General features: G+C 71.4%; 13 protein-coding genes and 1 pseudogene. 9 read left to right on the top strand and 5 right to left on the bottom strand.

The window, feature by feature from the left end:
- The first annotated feature begins 20 nt into the window (after positions 1-20).
- The gene (locus J2Y46_RS20085) at positions 21-617 is read left to right on the top strand and encodes an acyltransferase (protein ID WP_045297617.1); all 597 of its coding nucleotides are present in this window, start codon (positions 21-23) and stop codon (positions 615-617) included.
- A 29-nt stretch (positions 618-646) separates the two neighbouring features.
- On the opposite strand, the gene J2Y46_RS20080 is transcribed toward J2Y46_RS20085, so the two are convergent.
- On the bottom strand, positions 647-1795 hold the full coding sequence (locus tag J2Y46_RS20080; protein WP_045297619.1) for a glycosyltransferase: 1149 nt from the start codon (positions 1793-1795) through the stop codon (positions 647-649).
- A gap of 165 nt (positions 1796-1960) precedes the next feature.
- Here J2Y46_RS20080 and J2Y46_RS20075 point away from each other — a divergent pair, with 165 nt between their 5' ends.
- The 7 genes from J2Y46_RS20075 to J2Y46_RS20045 all read left to right on the top strand — a co-directional run bounded on the left by J2Y46_RS20075 (position 1961) and on the right by J2Y46_RS20045 (position 10498).
- On the top strand, positions 1961-2194 hold the full coding sequence (locus J2Y46_RS20075) for a glutaredoxin domain-containing protein (RefSeq protein ID WP_045297699.1): 234 nt from the start codon (positions 1961-1963) through the stop codon (positions 2192-2194).
- Between the two features lie 106 nt (positions 2195-2300).
- On the top strand, positions 2301-3149 hold the full coding sequence (kynA, locus tag J2Y46_RS20070; RefSeq protein WP_045297620.1) for a tryptophan 2,3-dioxygenase: 849 nt from the start codon (positions 2301-2303) through the stop codon (positions 3147-3149).
- The gene (locus tag J2Y46_RS20065; protein WP_045297621.1) at positions 3149-4129 is read left to right on the top strand and encodes a hypothetical protein; all 981 of its coding nucleotides are present in this window, start codon (positions 3149-3151) and stop codon (positions 4127-4129) included. The genes kynA and J2Y46_RS20065 overlap by 1 nt, the downstream gene beginning before the upstream one ends.
- Positions 4116-5381 (top strand): aminotransferase class V-fold PLP-dependent enzyme, encoded by a 1266-nt coding sequence (locus J2Y46_RS20060; protein ID WP_310244886.1) that lies wholly within the window; start codon positions 4116-4118, stop codon positions 5379-5381. The genes J2Y46_RS20065 and J2Y46_RS20060 overlap by 14 nt, the downstream gene beginning before the upstream one ends.
- Before the next feature lie 62 nt (positions 5382-5443).
- The gene (locus J2Y46_RS20055; protein WP_310244884.1) at positions 5444-6856 is read left to right on the top strand and encodes an MFS transporter; all 1413 of its coding nucleotides are present in this window, start codon (positions 5444-5446) and stop codon (positions 6854-6856) included.
- A gap of 229 nt (positions 6857-7085) precedes the next feature.
- Complete coding sequence (locus J2Y46_RS20050; RefSeq protein WP_310244882.1) at positions 7086-8846, top strand: aldehyde dehydrogenase family protein; 1761 nt, start codon at positions 7086-7088, stop codon at positions 8844-8846.
- A complete protein-coding gene (locus J2Y46_RS20045; RefSeq protein ID WP_310244879.1) occupies positions 8843-10498 on the top strand; it encodes a GMC family oxidoreductase N-terminal domain-containing protein in 1656 nt (551 codons plus the stop codon). Before J2Y46_RS20050 ends, J2Y46_RS20045 begins: the two co-directional genes overlap by 4 nt.
- Before the next feature lie 38 nt (positions 10499-10536).
- Here the strand turns inward: J2Y46_RS20045 and J2Y46_RS20040 are convergent, their stop codons facing one another.
- Positions 10537-11781, bottom strand: a complete 1245-nt coding sequence (locus J2Y46_RS20040; RefSeq protein WP_310244876.1) for an FAD-dependent monooxygenase — start codon at positions 11779-11781, stop codon at positions 10537-10539.
- 103 nt (positions 11782-11884) lie between these two features.
- Here J2Y46_RS20040 and J2Y46_RS20035 point away from each other — a divergent pair, with 103 nt between their 5' ends.
- On the top strand, positions 11885-12490 hold the full coding sequence (locus tag J2Y46_RS20035) for a TetR family transcriptional regulator (RefSeq protein WP_310244874.1): 606 nt from the start codon (positions 11885-11887) through the stop codon (positions 12488-12490).
- Positions 12491-12856: 366 nt separating this feature from the next.
- Here J2Y46_RS20035 and J2Y46_RS20030 read toward each other — a convergent pair whose 3' ends face one another.
- The 3 genes and pseudogenes from J2Y46_RS20030 to J2Y46_RS20020 all read right to left on the bottom strand — a co-directional run bounded on the left by J2Y46_RS20030 (position 12857) and on the right by J2Y46_RS20020 (position 16890).
- Positions 12857-14464: a DEAD/DEAH box helicase gene (locus J2Y46_RS20030; protein ID WP_310244872.1), complete on the bottom strand. Its 1608-nt coding sequence runs from the start codon at positions 14462-14464 to the stop codon at positions 12857-12859.
- Positions 14465-15058: 594 nt separating this feature from the next.
- Positions 15059-16057, bottom strand: a pseudogene (gene pip, locus J2Y46_RS20025) (prolyl aminopeptidase); the annotation flags it as partial.
- The gene (locus J2Y46_RS20020) at positions 16021-16890 is read right to left on the bottom strand and encodes a neutral zinc metallopeptidase (RefSeq protein WP_045297633.1); all 870 of its coding nucleotides are present in this window, start codon (positions 16888-16890) and stop codon (positions 16021-16023) included. The gene J2Y46_RS20020 and the pseudogene pip, both read right to left, overlap by 37 nt.
- Between the last annotated feature and the right edge of the window lie 34 nt (positions 16891-16924).

Raw genomic sequence — 16924 nt, 5'->3', positions numbered from 1 at the left:
GACGCGAGGAACCAGAAGACATGTCAGACGCACCCGTGATCCAAGCATCCGCCGATGTCGCCGACAGTGCCGAGCTCGGCGCCCGTACGCGCGTCTGGCATCTGGCGCAGGTACGCGAAGGTGCGCGGCTCGGCACCGACTGCAACATCGGCAGGGGAGCGTACGTGGGCCCCGACGTCATCATGGGCGACAGCTGCAAGCTGCAGAACTACGCGCTCGTGTACGAGCCCGCGCGTCTGGGCGACGGAGTGTTCATCGGGCCGGCCGCCGTGCTCACGAACGACGAGTTCCCGCGGGCGGCGAACCCCGACCTCTCCCTCAAGAGCGCGGACGACTGGCATGCGGTCGGCGTCACGATCGGCGACGGCGCCTCCATCGGGGCGCGCGCAGTGTGCATCGCTCCGGTGACGATCGGAGAGTGGGCCCTCGTCGCGGCCGGGGCGGTCGTCACCAAGGACGTGCCCGCCTACGCGCTGGTCGTGGGTGTTCCTGCGCGACGCATCGGGTGGGTCGGCAAGGTCGGCAAGCCACTCGTCCAGGAGGGTGGCGCGTGGGTCTGCCCCGAGTCGGGTGACCGCTACATCCAGGAGGGCGAGCGACTCCGTCCTGTGGACTGACGGATGCCTCGGGCCGAGGCATCCGTCCTCTAGAGCTCGCCGGGCTGCATGGCCTCGCGGTCGAGGTCCTCGACGAAGCGGCGGGCGGGGCTGACCTCGGCGCCGGCCTTGCGGGGCGCGTAGACGACCAGCGAGTGGAAGAGGAAGCGCACGAAGAACGCGACAACGAGGGTGATCGCCGTCGCCACGACCGCTGAGATGTGCCCGGTCGAGACCATCATCGCGACGATCGGGATCCGGATGACGGCCTCGGCGTTGTTGAAGGTGAACGACTTCGCGAAGCGCAGCCACACTCCGGAGGCGCTCTCGCGCATGTCCTGGAAGACGAAGCGCTCCTGCAGCAGGAAGTTGCCGATGATGGTCACCTCGGCGGCGATGATCGCGGCGACGATGTAGTCGACGCCCCAGTGGGTGAGCGCCCAGACGATCCCGACGTTCGCGATGGCGCCGAGCCCGCCGATCACGGCGAACAGCGACATCTTGCCGAAGCGCAGCGCGGTCAGCTGCGTGAGGAAGTGCAGGCCCTGCCGCATCGACGCCTTCGACTCACCCGCATGGCGGTCGGCGAAGTCGAACGGGACCTCCGCGATGCGCATCGGGCGGCGCGCGAGGATCTCGAGCAGGATCTTGAACCCCCGGGGGCGGAGCTGCTCCGGCTCGATGGCGCGGCGGTCGATGAGGAAGAACCCCGTCATCGGGTCGGAGACGTCCTTCAGCCGGATGGGGAACATCGCTCGCGTCACGGCGGTCGACGCCTTCGACACCGTCACCCGGGTGCGGTCGGCGAGTCCGCCCGCGGTGCCTCCGCCGGCGTAGCGCGAGGCGATCACGACGTCCACGTCGCCGCGCGAGTAGCGGTGCCAGAGCTCCGGGATCTCTTCGGGCGGATGCTGCAGATCGGCGTCCATGACGAGGCAGGCGTCCGCCTCGGCAGCGGCGAAGCCTTCCATGACCGCTCCCCCGAGGCCGCCGACGGGTCGGTCCCGGTGGATCAGCCGGACCGGCAGGGAAGCGGATGCTGCGACTTCGCGGATCACGTCGGGAGTGGCATCCGTGCTGTCGTCGACGAAGACGATCTCGGCATCGAGCCGGTTCTGCACCGCGGCGGTGATACGCCGGACGAGCTCCGCGATGTTCGGAGCCTCGTTGTACGTCGGAACCACGATGGACAACAGCATCGCGGGCTATCCTCCCACGCGTCGGTGAATGGTCCACTCAGGGTTCAGCAGACGCATGGGAGACGCACGGCCGGCACACCGGATGCCTCACCCGGCCCGCGCCCAGGATCCATCCCGGAGAATGGAAGGGTGACCTACACGCCCGACTCCTCCTCGACCATCACGATGTTCGGCGCCGACTGGTGCCGCGACTGCATCCGCACCAAGAAGCAGCTCGACGAGCTCGGCATCTCGTACACGTACGTCGACCTCGTCGCCGACCCCGCCGCGGCGGACGTCGCCCGCGACATCTCGGGCCGCACCAACATCCCGGTCGTCGTGTACCCGGATGCCTCGCACCACGTCGAGCCGTCGAACGCCGACGTCGAGTCGAAGCTGCGCGAGCTCTCCCTCATCTGAGGCCGCCCACCGGTCTTGCCCCGGGTGAGGGGATTGTCGGGGGGGTCGGCGATCCGGCATCTCGACACCCTGACGCCGCGGCATCCCTCGTCATTAGGCTGAGGCCGTGAGCGTCGAACGCAATACCCGGGCGATCGAGGGATCCGTCGTCACCGACTTCGAAGACCGCATGAGTTACGGCGGCTACCTTGATCTCGCCACCCTGCTGTCGGCCCAGCGCCCGCTCAGCAACCCCGAGCACCACGACGAGCTGCTGTTCATCGTGCAGCACCAGACCACGGAGCTGTGGCTGAAGCTCGTGCTGCACGAGCTCGGCGCCGCGTGCCGGCTGCTGCGCGAGGACCAGCTCGCACCCGCGCTCAAGGGCATCGCGCGCGTCAAGCACATCCAGAAGACCCTCACCGAGCAGTGGTCGGTGCTCGCGACGCTGACACCCGCCGAGTACGGGCAGTTCCGCGGCGTGCTGGGCAACGCGAGCGGCTTCCAGTCGGCGCAGTACCGCGCCGTCGAGTTCACGCTCGGCAACAAGAACGCCGCGATGCTGCGGGTGTTCGCCTCCGACCCCGCCGCCCACGCGCTCGTCGGCGCCGCACTCGAGGCGCCGAGCCTCTACGACGAGTTCCTCGGGCTGCTCGCCCGCTCGGGCTACCCGATCCCCGCCGAGGTGCTCGGGCGCGATGTCACGAAGGCGTGGACCTACACGGCGGAGCTCGTGCCGGTGTTCACCGAGATCTATCGCGACCCCGAGGCCCACTGGGCGGCCTACGAGACGTGCGAGGAGCTCGTCGACCTCGAGGACAACTTCCAGCTGTGGCGCTTCCGTCATCTCAAGACGGTCGAGCGCATCATCGGCTTCAAGACGGGCACCGGCGGATCGAGCGGCGTGCCGTTCCTGCAGCGGGCCCTCGATCTCACCTTCTTCCCCGAGCTGTACGCCGTGCGGACGGAGCTGTGATGTCGCACGATCCCGACGCACTGCGCGAACTCCTCGGTGCCGATGCGGCGCTCTGCCACCGGGCCATCACCGGCGAGCATGGTGTCTCGCTTCCCCCGTTCACCGATCACCACGTGCACCTGCATCTCATCGATGAGAGCGGTCTGGCCGCGGGCGGCATCGCGGGAGTCGTCGATCTCGGCGGCGACCCGGTGGCGCTGGCACGGCGCGGGAACCACAGCATTCCGCGCGTGGCATATGCCGGCGCGTTCCTCACTGCGGTGGGGGGATACCCGCTCGGCCGGTCCTGGGCACCCGCGGAGATCGCCCGCGAGATCGCGGACGCGTCGACCCACCCCGGCGTCGCCGGCGGCGCTGGGACCGCGGTCGACGAGCAGGCGTCGTTCGGGGCATCCGTCATCAAAGCCGCGCTCAACAGCGCGGCGGGTCCCGTGCTCGACGCGCAGGCGCTGGCCGCGATCGTCGAGGTCGCGCGCGAGCGCGGGCTGCCCGTCGTCGCGCATGCGGAGGGCGACGGGATGCCGCAGCTCGCACTCGACGCGGGCGTCGACGGCTTCGCCCACACGCCGTTCACCGAGTTCGTCGGACGCACCTTCACCGCCCACGCGGTCGCCGCCGGTCAGGTGTGGATCTCGACGCTCGCGATCCACCGCGCAGACGCCGAGTCCGCCGAGTACGCGCGGGTGAACCTCGCGGGCTTCGCCGCCGCGGGCGGGCGCGTGCTCTACGGCACGGATCTCGGCAACGGCGAGCAGCCGGTGGGCGTCAACCCCGAAGAGGTCGCGGCGCTCGACCGCGCGGGCATCCGCGGTGCAGCGCTCATCTCCACGCTGGCCGACCCCTGGCCCCTGGCCGATCCGCCCTCGGGCGTCTGCACCTTCGTCCCCGGCCCCCCGCCCACTGGACTCGACGAGGTCGCCGAGTGGCTGCGGGGAGCGACCGTCGTCCCCACCGAGGAGCTCATCCATGACGACCACTGACCCGGCGCAGGCGCGGGTGGCCGAGCGGCTCGAGGACGAGGCATCCGTTCTCGACGCCGCAGACCCGCTGCGCGCGCACCGCGACGCGTTCGTCGGAGCCGAGACATCGCTCGTGTACTTCGACGGGAACTCGCTCGGTCGTCCGCTGCGGGCGAGCGTCGATCGGCTCGCCGCGTTCGCGCGCGACGAGTGGGGAGGGCGCCTCATCCGCGGCTGGGACGAGTCGTGGATGCAGCTGCCGTTCGACATCGGCGACGCCGTGGGGCGCGCCGCGATCGGCGCCGCGGCGGGCCAGACGGTGATCGGCGACTCGACGACCGTCCTCCTCTACAAGCTGGTGCGGGCCGCGTTCGACGCGGCCCTCGCCGCGGATCCGGCGCGCGTGGAGATCGTCGTCGATCGCGACAACTTCCCCACCGACCGCTACCTCGTCGAGGGCATCGCCGCGGAGCGCGGCGGACGCGTGCGCTGGATCGACGTGGATCTCGCCCGCGGCGTGTCCGCCGAGGCGCTTGCCGCGGCGGTCGGCTCCGAGACGGCGGTCGTGCTGCTGTCGCACGTCGCGTACCGCTCGGGATATCTGACGGATGCCGCGACCCTCACCCGCATCGCGCACGCCGCCGGCGCGCTCATCGTGTGGGACCTCTGCCACTCGGCGGGCTCGGTGCCGGTCGAGGCCGACGCGTGGGGATTCGACCTCGCGGTGGGCTGCACGTACAAGTACCTGGGCGGCGGTCCTGGTTCGCCGGCGTTCGCCTACGTCGCCTCGCGGCTGCAGGATCGGCTCGCCCAGCCCATCCAGGGGTGGATGGGCGCGGCCGACGTCTTCGCGATGGGCCCGGAGTACCGCCCGGCCGGCGGCATGCGGCGCTTCCTGTCGGGCACGCCGCCCATCGTCGGCATGCTCGCGATGCAGGACACCCTCGACCTGCTCGAGGAGGTCGGGATCGAGGCCGTGCGCGCGAAGTCCATCGCGCTCACGCAGTTCGCCGTGCGGGTGGCCGACGAGCTGCTCGCCCCGCTCGGGGTCACGGTGGCGTCGCCGCGGGATCCCGCTGAGCGCGGCGGACACGTGACGCTCTCGCACCCGTCTATGCGCGCGGTCACCGCCCGCCTGTGGACCCAGGACGTCATCCCCGACTACCGCGATCCCGACGGCCTCCGCATCGGCCTCTCCCCGCTGTCCACGTCTTTCACCGAGACCATCGCCGGGCTTCGGGCGGTCGAGGCCGCGGTCCGCGCGGAGTCCTGACGGCGGGATCGGCGTCCACAGGCCGAGCCGAGCAAGCGACACTGCTGACCTACACTGGCTCGATGAGCAATGAGGCTCCGCCGGCGACTGGGGTTCCGGCATCCATCTCCTCCGCACGTCTCAGCCGGGGCACGATCGCGCGCTATGCGACCGGGTCGCTGGGCACGGGCGGGTTCGCGACCCTGCCCGGCCTGGTGCTGACCTACTACCTCACCGACTCGCTCGGCGTCGCGGCGCTCGCGGCCGGCGCCGTGATCACGGTCGCGAAGGTGTGGGACGTCGTGATCGACCCGGTCATCGGGGCGCTCACCGACCGCGACCTCGCCCGCCACGGCAGCCGGCGACGCCTGATGCTCATCGGCGCGCTCGCACTGCCGGTGCTGTTCGCGCTGACGTTCGCGGTGCCGCCGTCGCTCGGTCCCGTGGTGGCCGGCATCTGGGTGCTGCTCGCGTTCACGCTCACGGCGACGGCGTTCAGCCTCTTCCAGGTGCCGTACATCGCGCTTCCCGCCGAGCTCACGCCGCGCTACGACGAGCGCACGCGCCTGCTGACGTGGCGCGTCGTCGTGCTGACGCTCGCGATCCTGCTCTTCGGCGCCGGGGGCCCGGCGCTGCGTCGTGTCTCGGAAGACCCGTTCGTCCAGTACCTGGTGATGGGCGTGGTCTGCGGCGTGGTGATCGGGATCGGGATGCTGGTGGCCACCGGTGTCGCCAGGCGCCGGGTCGACGCCTCCGGGGCCGCTGCTGCATCTGCAGCTTCGGCGAGCGCGGAGCCTTCGGCGGGGATCCGGGAGCACTTCGCCTCGGGGATCGGTGCCCTCACGCGCAGCAGGCCGTTCCGGCTGCTGCTGTCGACGTTCGTGCTGCAGGCGCTGGCCACCGGGCTCATGCTCGCCGGTGCGCAGTACGTGGCGACGTGGGTGCTGCACTCTCAGGCCGCGGTCGAGCTGCTGTTCGTCGCGCTCATCGCGCCGGCCCTGCTCGCCGCCCCCGCGTGGGGAGTGGTCGCGCGCCGCATCGGCAAGGAACGGACGTTCACGATCGCGAGCGTCGTGTTCGCGATCGCGGCCCTGTCGATCGTCGGCATGCTGTGGGCGCCGGGCGACTGGATCTACACGCCGGTCGGCGTCGCCGGCATCGCGTACGCGGGCATGCAGTCGCTGCCGATGGCGATGCTCCCCGACGTCATCTCGCACGACGAGCGCATGCACGGACCCGGTCGCGCAGGGTCGTTCAGCGGCGTGTGGACCGCCGGCGAGACGGTGGGCTTCGCGCTCGGCGCGACGACGCTGGCGGTGATCCTGGCCGTGACGGGATACGTCTCGTCGACGGGCACGCAGGTGGTGGAGCAGCCGGATGCCGCGATCACGGGCATCGTCGTGAGCTTCAGCCTCGCGCCGGCCGTGCTGATCGCGCTGAGCCTTCTCACCCTCGCCCGCTACCCGCTGCGCCGCGCCGACATCGATCACGGCTGACGGCCGGGCGCCGCAGCATCCGTCCACCGGCACAGAATCGGAGATCTTCGCCGACACGCGGACGAACGGATGCCGCCTCCCGGCGTGTCGGGCCGCACCGCCGATTCTGTGCACGACGACGTGGGATCGGGTCGCACACCTGCTGACACCGAGTGTCTGGCGCCGTGACGTAGGATGCCCGGTGACGGACTCACGAGCGGGAGTCGCGCGCGAGTTCGAAGGAGAACACATGTCCCCCACCTCGTCCGCGACGCCGGCGAAGCCGCGCAAGGCGCCGGGGCACACGCCGAAGTCCGACGTGCCGGCGGACGAGCGGGCGGCGCTCGATGCCGACATCGATCGGCTCGAAGCGGGCGCCAAGGTGTGGGTCGCGCTGACCCTCGACCAGCGGGCCCGCCTGCTCGGCCGCGTCCGCGATGCCGTCGGCGTCGTCGCACAGGAGTGGGCCGACGCCGCGACGGTGTCGAAGGGCCTGACGCCGGGGCATCCGCTGTCGGGGGAAGAGTGGCTCGGCGGGCCCTACGCCGTCATCGGACTGCTCGACGCCCTCCGCGAGACGCTCGAGGCGCTCGCGAAGGGCCGCAGTCCACTCGACGGCGTCACGCTCGACGAGGCTCCCGGCGGTCGTCTGCGCGCGCACACATTCCCGCTGAACGGCACCGAGAAGTTCCTGCTGTCGGGCTTCACCGGCGAAGTGTGGTTCGAGCCGGGCGTCTCCGCGATCGAGGCGACCCGCGCGGCCGGCCTCGCCCAGCTCACCCCGACCTCCTCCGGCGGTGTCGGCCTCGTGCTCGGCGCGGGCAACGTGACCTCCATCCCGGTCGCCGACGTGCTCTACGAGCTCTTCGCGCACAATCGCGTGGCGCTGCTCAAGGTCAACCCGACGCAGGACGCACTCGTGCCGGTGTTCGAGCGCGCGCTCGCCCCGCTGATCGAGCCCGGCTTCGTGCGCATCGTGCGCGGCGGGGCCGCGACCGGCGCCTATCTGACCTCGCACCCGCGCTTCGCGCACGTGCACATCACCGGCTCGGCGGTCACGTTCGACGCGATCGTATGGGGCACCGGGACGGATGCCGCACGCGAGTCCGGAACCCCGAAGCTGCAGGTGCCGATCACCGCCGAGCTCGGCGGCGTCTCGCCCATCATCGTGGTGCCGGGCCGGTGGTCGGCGGCCGACCTGAAGTACCAGGCGGAGCACGTCGCGACCATGCGCCTCGTGAACGCCGGGCACAACTGCATCGCAGGGCAGGTCGTCATCGTGAGCTCCGACTGGCCGCAGCGCGCGGACTTCCTGCGCGAACTGCACGCGGCGTACGCCGCGGCCCCGCAGCGCCCGGTCTGGTACCCCCGCAGCGAAGAGCGGCTGGAGGCCGCAGCATCCGCTTATCCCGATGCCGTGTGGAGCGCTGACCGCACGCGCGCGATCGTCGCGGCGGGCGACGGCGACGACGAGGTCGAGACGGTCGAGTACTTCGCACCGATCCTCGGGGTCGTCGAGGTCGGCGGCACCGGCCAGGAGTTCCTCGATAGCGCAGTGGCGCACGCGAACGACCGCCTCACCGGCACCCTCGGTGCGAACGTGATCATCGACCCCGCCACCGAGGAGGCGCTCGGCGAAGGGTTCGAGCGCGCGATCGCCGACCTCTGCTACGGCGACGTCGCGATCAACACCTGGACGGCCTTCAACTTCCTGACCGCACGCCTCACGTGGGGCGGTTTTCCGGGAGCGACGCTCGCCGACGTGTCGAGCGGCATCGGCGTGGTGCACAACGCGCTGCTGCTGGATCGGGTCGAGCGCTCGGTCGCGCGCGGCCCGTTCCGCCCCTTCCCCCGGTCGGTCGGCAAGGGCGTGTTCACGATCCTGCCGACGCCGCCGTGGTTCGTGAGCTCGCGCACCGGCGCCGAGGTCAGCGCCGGCCTCACGCGCTATCTCGTCGACGGCAAGCTCCCCGGATTGGTGAAGACCCTGACCAAGGCCATGCAGGCGTGACCGCCGGCTTCGGTGACGACGGGCTCGAGGCCGACTACGTCGTCGTCGGCGCGGGCTCGGCGGGTGCGGCGCTCGCAACCCGGCTGAGCGAGGACCCCGACGTCTCGGTGCTGCTGCTCGAGGCCGGCGCCCCCGACAGAGCGCCTCAGCTGCACGTGCCCGCTGCGTTCTCGAAGCTGTTCCGCGGCGAGTACGACTGGAACTACGACACGGTGCCCCAGCCGCAGCTCGAAGGCCGCACGGTCTACTGGCCGCGCGGCAAGACGCTGGGCGGGTCGTCGTCGCTCAATGCCCTGATGTGGATCCGGGGCTTCGCCGCCGACTACGACGAGTGGGCGGATGCTGCCGGCCCGGCGTGGTCGTGGGACGCCCTGGTGCCCTACTTCCAGCGCGTCGAGCGCACCGCCGACCCGGTCGACCCGACGCAGGGCTCCCAGGGTCCGCAGTCGGTCGAGCACCAGCGCGACCCCCGGCCGCACACGGCCGTGTTCCTGGCAGCGGCGCGGGAGGCGGGGCATCCGGTGACTCCGCCGAACCTCCCCGCAGGGCAGGGGTTCGCGCAGACGATGGTCAGTCAGCACCGCGGCGCCCGCGCCTCGACCGCCGACGCGTACCTGCGGCCGGCGAAGAGGCGGCGCAACCTGCGCGTCGTGACGCGGGCGCACGTGCGACGCGTGACCTTCGCCGCTTCGACGGGGACCGGGACTCCGCGCGAACCGCGTGCGACCGGCGTGTACGCCGACATCGACGGGATCACGCGCCACGTGCGCGCGCGGCGAGAGGTCGTGCTGTCAGGCGGCGCCGTCAACACCCCCCAGCTGCTGATGCTGAGCGGCATCGGCCCGGCGGAGCACCTCGCCGCACACGGCATCGACGTGGTCGTCGATGCGCCCGAGGTCGGCGCGAACCTTCAGGACCACCTCGTCGCCGGGCTCGCCCCCGCGGCCCACGGCGGAACGCTCTACGATGCCGAGAAGCCCGCCGAGCTCGTGAAGTACCTCCTGGCCCGCAAGGGGATGCTGACCTCGAACGCCGCCGAGGCGTACGGTTTCGTGCGCACACCCGTGGCCGATGCGGCCGGCGTCCCCGAGGGCCTCCCCGACATCGAGATCATCTTCGTGCCCGGGCCGTACGTCGGCGAAGGCCTGGTCCCGATGCCGGCGCACGGGCTGACGGTCGCCGCGATCCTGCTCAGGCCCGTCAGCCGCGGCACGATCCGCCTCGCGTCGGCGGACCCGGCCGAGGCGCCGCTCATCGACCCCGCCTACCTGTCGGACGCCGGCGACATCGACGCCACGACGCTGCGCGCGGGCCTCGCCGAGTGCGAGCGCCTGATCGACACCGACGCGCTGCGGAAGATCACGACCGGCGGGTGGGTGCTGCCCGAGGGCGGCGAGAACATGACGCCGGCCGATCGCGCCGAGCTGTCCCTGCGCCGCTACTCGCACACCCTGTATCACCCCGTCGGCACGGCACGGATGGGGACGGATGCCGCATCCGTCGTCGACCCCGAGCTCCGCGTCCGTGGCGTGAGCGGCCTCCGCGTGGCCGACGCCTCGGTCATGCCCACGGTCATCCGCGGCCACACGAACGCTCCGTCGATCGTGATCGGCGAGGTCGCGGCTGACCTCGTGCGCGGCCGACGCGTCTGACCGGCCCTGGCGGTCCCGGTGGGTGACCGCCGGGCGCCTCAGCGGTGGGGCGCCGGCACCGCGACCTCGGGGAGCGCCAGCGGCGTACCGCCGGCGAACATGCGCCGGACCAGGGGCAGCGCGGCGCGCGAGAACATCACGCGGGTCAGCGCCCGCGACATCGCCGCCTCGAACCGGGTCGCCGGGACCATCCGCCTGATGCCGCCGCCGGGAATCTCCTTGCCCTTCTCGGCGAACGGCGCGATGTCGGCCGAATAGTGGCGCAGCGCACCCACGGCGTCGCCGGGCGTCGCCGCGAGCCGCGCCGCGAGCAGGTACGCCCCGATGAGGGCCGTGGCCGTGCCCTGACCGGTCATCGGCGAGCCGCACGACGCGGCGTCGCCGAGCAGCACCACGCGGCCGTTTGCGACGTCCGGCACGTCGATGCGCACCAGCTCATCGAAGTACAGATCGGATGCCTCGGCCAGCGCCCGGAGCACAGCCGGCGCATGCCAGCCGGCGCCGGCGATGCGATCGCGGATCAGCGACTCCTGCGCGGCTCGGTCGCCGCGCAGCGCGGGGTCGCGGTCCATGCGGAACGTGAGGATCGCCTTCGAGGTCGCCGGATCGCGGTCCGGTCGGATTCCGAAGGTCGCTCCGGGCACGAACCGCATCGCGAACCAGTGCTCTTCGAGGTCAGCGGGCGTCGGCATCGTGAAGAACGCGGCGTATCCGCCCAGGTAGGTGGCGAACCGGTCCTCCGGCCCGAAGGAGAGCCCGCGCGTGAGGGAGTGCACGCCGTCGGCGCCGACCACGACGTCGAAGCGGCCGGGTTCGGCGTGTTCGAATTCGACGTCGACGCCCGTCGCATCCTGGGCGAGAGCGGTCAGGCCATCGCCGAAGCGGAGCTCGAGCAGCCCGGGTGACGCGTCGGAGGCGGCGCGCAGCGTGTCGAGCAGCACCTGCGCGAGGTCGCCGCGGGCGATCTCGATCTCGGCGACCGCTCCTTCGCCGTCGAAGTCCGCCATCGACATGCGGCCGAACACCTTCCCCTCGCCGTCGACGTACGACATGCCTTCCTCGTGCACGCGCAGGCGATCGACACCGGGCATGATCCCCATGCGCTCGGCGACCTCGCGACTCGCACCGCGCAGGTCGACCGCCTGCCCGCCCGGGCGCGGAGCCTCCGCACGTTCCACGACGGTGGTGCGGATGCCGGATCGCACCAGCTGCACGGCGAGGGCGAGACCGGCGATCCCGGCGCCGGAGACGAGGACGTGAGGCGTCGCGTCGAAGTCGTTCATGAGGTGTCCCATCTCTTAGACATCTGTATGAGACATATGTCTAACAGACTTGTCAGACGTTTGTCTAGCACGTTCGTCTCAGACACATCGGTACGATGGGCGCATGGGCAATCGCGAAGACCTCCTGGCCGGTGCACGACAGGTGATCCTCGAGCGCGGCGTCGCCAAGGCCACCGCGCGCGACATCGCCGCCGCGGCAGGTGTGAGCCTCGCTGCGATCGGCTATCACTTCGGCTCGAAGGACGAGCTGATCAGCGCCGCGCTCACCGAGTCCCTCGGCAGCGGCATCGGCGACGCGATGGAGGCCATCGTCGACGAGACGGCCGCACTCCCCCTGATCGACGGCTTCGCCACGCTGTTCGACCGCATGCCCGAGATCTTCGCGGCCAACCGGGAGGCGCTGGTCGCCAGCCTGGAGAACTCCGTTCGCGTGTCACGCGACGCCGGTGCGAGCCGAGCGCTGGCGGATGCCACGGAGCAGGCGCACCTGGGCATCGTCGAGGTGCTGCGCTCCGCACGCCCCGACCTCGGCCCCGCCGACCTCGATGCGATCGCCAAGCTCGAGTTCGTGCTCGTGCAGAGCCTCGGTCTGCTGTGGATCATCAGCCCCGAGTCCCTGCCGACCGGCGACGAGCTCGCCCGCGCGGTCACGGCGATCGCCGGCGACGGCGCGGGCGGCGCCCAGACCCGGCCCTCCTCCACCCCGTAAACAGGTCAACCGCGGTTCCACAGGACGGGCCCCCGCGCACGCGTCCTGCAGAAGCCCGGTTGACCTGTCGGGGGGATGGAGGGATGGATGCTTCGAGCCCGGCCTCGGCGCGTACACAGCGAGACGCCCCCTCGCGAGGAGCGGGGGCCTCGAGCAAACGTGACTCGGGTCAGCGATCCCCGCATACCCCGTCAACAGGTCAACCGCGGTTCCACAGGACCGATCTCCGCGCTCGTGTCCTGCGGAAGCCCGGTTGACCTGTTGCGGGATGGAGGGACGGATGCTGCGACCCCCGGCCGCGGCGCGTACACGACGAAGACGCCCCGCCGCGAAAGCGACGGGGCGTCTGGGAGCGTGCTCTGGGGGTCAGCGGCCGCCGCGGCGGTTGGTGCCGTTGGGGCGGACGACCGAGCCGACCATGAGCTTGCCGCTGCCGCCCGACGAGGCGCGACGGCCCGAGGTGCGGGGGTTGCCCGTGGGCTGGGCCGAACGCGAGTGGCCGGCGCTCTGGTCGTGACGCTGGTGCGACGCCTTGTCGTGCGCGGCGGCAGCGTCCCGACGCTGACCGCCCGACGCCTGCTGACGCGAGCCCGAACCGCCCTGGCCGGAACCGCCCTGGCCGGAGCCGCCCTGGCCGGAGCCGCGACGGCGACCGCCGCCCGAGCGACCGGCGCCGGAGCGACCGGCGCCGGCTGCGGCATCCGTATCGCGAGCGTCACGAGCGGCACGCTTGCGCTGAGCGTTGGCTCCCTGGCTGGTGCCGCGCGGCGTCTCGGCGACCGGGACCGGCTTGACGTACGGCGCGACCTGGCCGACGAGCTCGACGACCTCGGGCGAGGTCGCGGTGACCGCGACGGGCTCGACGGAGATGGCGGCCTTGCGCAGCAGCTGCGACACGTCGCGCTTCTGTTCGGGGAGCACGAGGGTGACCACGGCACCCTCGGCGCCCGCGCGGGCCGTGCGGCCGGAGCGGTGGAGGTACGCCTTGTGCTCCGTCGGGGGGTCGACGTGGATGACGAGCTCGACGTCGTCGACGTGCACGCCGCGGGCCGCGACATCCGTCGCCACGAGCACCTTGACGGAGCCCGACGAGAACGCCGCGAGGTTGCGGTCGCGCGCGGCCTGCGACAGGTTGCCGTGCAGGTCGACGGCCGGGATGCCCTGACCGGTGAGCTGCTTGGCGAGCTTCTTCGCCTGGTGCTTGGTGCGCATGAACAGGATGCGGCGACCCATGCCCGAGGCGAGCGCCGTGACGACGTCCTTCTTGGCGTCGGCGTCGGCCAGCGTGAAGACGTGGTGCGTCATCGCGGCGACGGGCGAGTGCGCCTCGTCGACGGAGTGCAGCACCTCGTTTTGCAGGAAGCGGTTCACGAGCTTGTCCACCCCGTTGTCGAGGGTCGCGCTGAACAGCAGGCGCTGGCCGCCGGCCGGCGTCGCGTTCAGGATGCGCGTGACGCCCGGAAGGAAGCCGAGGTCGGCCATGTGGTCGGCCTCGTCGATGACGGTGACCTCGACGGCGTCGAGGTGCACGAAGCCCTGCTTCATGAGGTCCTCGAGGCGGCCCGGGCACGCCACGACGATGTCGACGCCGGCGTTGAGGGCGTTGACCTGACGGTTCTGGTTCACGCCGCCGAAGATCGTGGTGGTGGTGAGGCCGTACGCCTTGGCGAGCGGGGCGAGGGTGGCATCGATCTGCGTGGCGAGCTCGCGCGTCGGCGCCAGCACGAGGCCGAGCGGGCGCCCCTTGCGACGGTTGCCGCCGGCCAGCTTGCCGCCGAGGCGCGCGGCCATGGGGATCGAGAAGGCGAGGGTCTTGCCCGAGCCGGTCTTGCCGCGGCCCAGCACGTCGCGGCCGGCGAGCGTGTCGGGGAGCGTGTCGACCTGGATCGGGAACGCGGTGGTCTTGCCGTTCGCGGCGAGCGCGTCGACAAGGGGCTGAGGCACGCCGAGCGCGCCGAACGAGGTTTCGGTCATGAGTGGATGTTCTCCGGGCACACGGGTGCCCTGTCGGTGGCCGGGGCGTATCTCGCCCGCGGGTCGCCGTACGAAAGATGTCAGCGCGGTTCTTCGGAGCGGGGTCCGGATGCCGGCGAGGGAAGCGTTCTACGACGCGAGAAGCGCAAGAATGCGCTGCAAGGGTTTCCACCCTACCAGTGGGTGGCTGGGCGTTGCCCTCCGCCGTCAGAGGCCGGCGGTGTCTTTGCGCTTCTTCGACCCTTTGCGGATGCGCTCCCGGCGGAGTGCCGGCTCGGCATGCGGGGCGGCCTCGGGGTCGGGGGCGTCGTCGGGGTCGTCGGCCTCGAGGTCAGCCTCAGGCGCGGAGGACTCCGCTTCCGACTCGGGCTCGTCGGGCTCGTCCATCGCCGACTCTGACGTGTCGGACTCCTCCTCCGTCGGTTCACCCTCAGGGTCTGCCGACTCGGGCACCTCCTCGGACTCCGCTGCGATCCCGGCAGCGCCGGGCTCCTCCGCCGGCGCCTCCGCGTCCTCCGCCGGCGCCTCCGCGTCCTCCGCCGGCGCCTCCGCGTCCTCCGCGGGCGCTTGCGTCTCCTCCGCCGGCGTCAGTTCCGCGAAGCGGTCGGTCGCGGCGCGCAGGGCGGACGCGATGCCCGGCTCGGACGCGGCGTGCGCAGCATCCGGGATCATGACGAAGTCGGCCTCGGGCCAGGCGCGGTGGAGGTCCCACGCGGTCATGGCAGGGGTGCAGACGTCGTAGCGGCCCTGCACGATGACGGCGGGGATGTCGCGGATGCGGCCGACGTTCGCGATCAGCTGCTCGGGTTCGAACCAGCCGCCATGAAGGAAGTAGTGGTTCTCGATGCGCGCGAACGCCACCGCCGCGCGCGGTTCGGTCATCGCCTCGATGAGCTCGTCATCCGGGAGCAGAGTGAGGTTGGCGGCCTCCCAGCGCGACCACGCGACCGCAGCCGGCACGTGCACGGCGGGGTCGGGATCCGAGAGCCGGCGGTGGTAGGCCTGCATGAGCTGCGAGCGCTCGAGGATCGGGATGGGGGCGATGAAGTCCTCCCACAGATCCGGGACGATGGATGCCGCGCCGCCCTCGTAGAACCACTCCAGCTCGTGGCGGCGCAGGGTGAAGATGCCGCGCAGCACGATCTCGGTGACGGCCTGCGGATGCGCCTCGGCGTAGGCGAGCGCCAGCGCGCTCCCCCACGAGCCGCCGAACACCTGCCACCGCTCGATGCCGAGGTTCTTGCGCAGCAGCTCGATGTCGGCGACGAGGTGCCACGTCGTGTTGTGGCGGAGGTCGGCGTCGGGCTCGCTCGCGTGCGGAGTGGAGCGGCCGCAGCCCCGCTGGTCGAGCAGGATGATGCGATACCGCTCGGGGTCGAAGAAGCGGCGGTGCCAGGCCGACGTACCGGCGCCCGGCCCGCCGTGGAGGAACACCACCGGCTTGCCCTCGGGGTTTCCGCTCTGCTCGTACGCGATGCGGTTGCCCTCGCCGGCGATGAGCGTGCCGGTGTCGTAGGGCTCGATGGGCGGATAGAGGATGTCGTCGAGGTGTTCGTTCACAGGCTCGCCCCCGAGACGGCGAAGGTGTCGCATGCGGAGGGACCGTTCCGGTAGCCGGTCTCGAACCAGCGCTGGCGCTGCTCGCTCGAACCGTGGGTCCAGGATTCGGGGTTCACGATGCCCCCGGACTCCTGCTGGATGTGGTCGTCGCCCACCGCGCCGGCCGCGTTGATCGCGTCGGCGATCTGCTGCTGCGTGGGCTCCTTCAGATACGGTACGCCGTTCTCGTCGACCTGCGTGGTCATGTCGCCCACCCACGCACCGGCGAAGCAGTCCGCCTGCAGCTCGGTCCTCACGCCGTTGCTGTCTGGACCGGTGCCGTTGCTCGGGTGCTGGTCCATGATGCCGGTGATGTACTGCACGTGGTGGCCGTACTCGTGGGCGAGCACATAGAGCTGGGCGAGGTCGCCGGCGGTCGCGTCGAACTGCTGGCGCAGCAATCCGAAGAAGGTCGGGTCGACGTAGACCGTCTCTTCGGGGGGGCAGTAGAACGGACCGGTCTGGTTGGAGGCCGTACCGCAGGCGGTGCTGGTCTGCTGGTCGACGATGATCAGCTGCGGGGCGCGATAGCCCTGGACCTGGGTGCCCCAGTACTTGTCGAGGACCACGGTGCCCGCGGCGAGGCGGCACGCGTCGTTGCTGTTCGCGTCGGCGCCGGTCTCGCACTGCTGGATCTCGGACTCCTCGCCGGATCCGACCTGCGGCTGCGAGGGGATGATGCTCGACAGGTCCTGTCCGGTGAACAACTGGAACAGGATCACCGCGATCGCGCCGAGGCCGGCGATACCGCCGCCTGCCACCGCCACGCCCGCTCCTCGACGCCGCGCCGTGTTCCCCCCGACGTTGGCGTTCTCATTGAACGTCATGCCGTCACGGTACCGCGACAGTCCGATCCAGAGC

The organism is Microbacterium sp. BE35, assembly GCF_031457705.1.
GTDB classification, from domain to species: Bacteria; Actinomycetota; Actinomycetes; order Actinomycetales; family Microbacteriaceae; genus Microbacterium; species Microbacterium trichothecenolyticum.
Note: the sequence above shows the minus strand (reverse complement) of the source record. Positions and strands in the feature narration are given on the sequence as shown.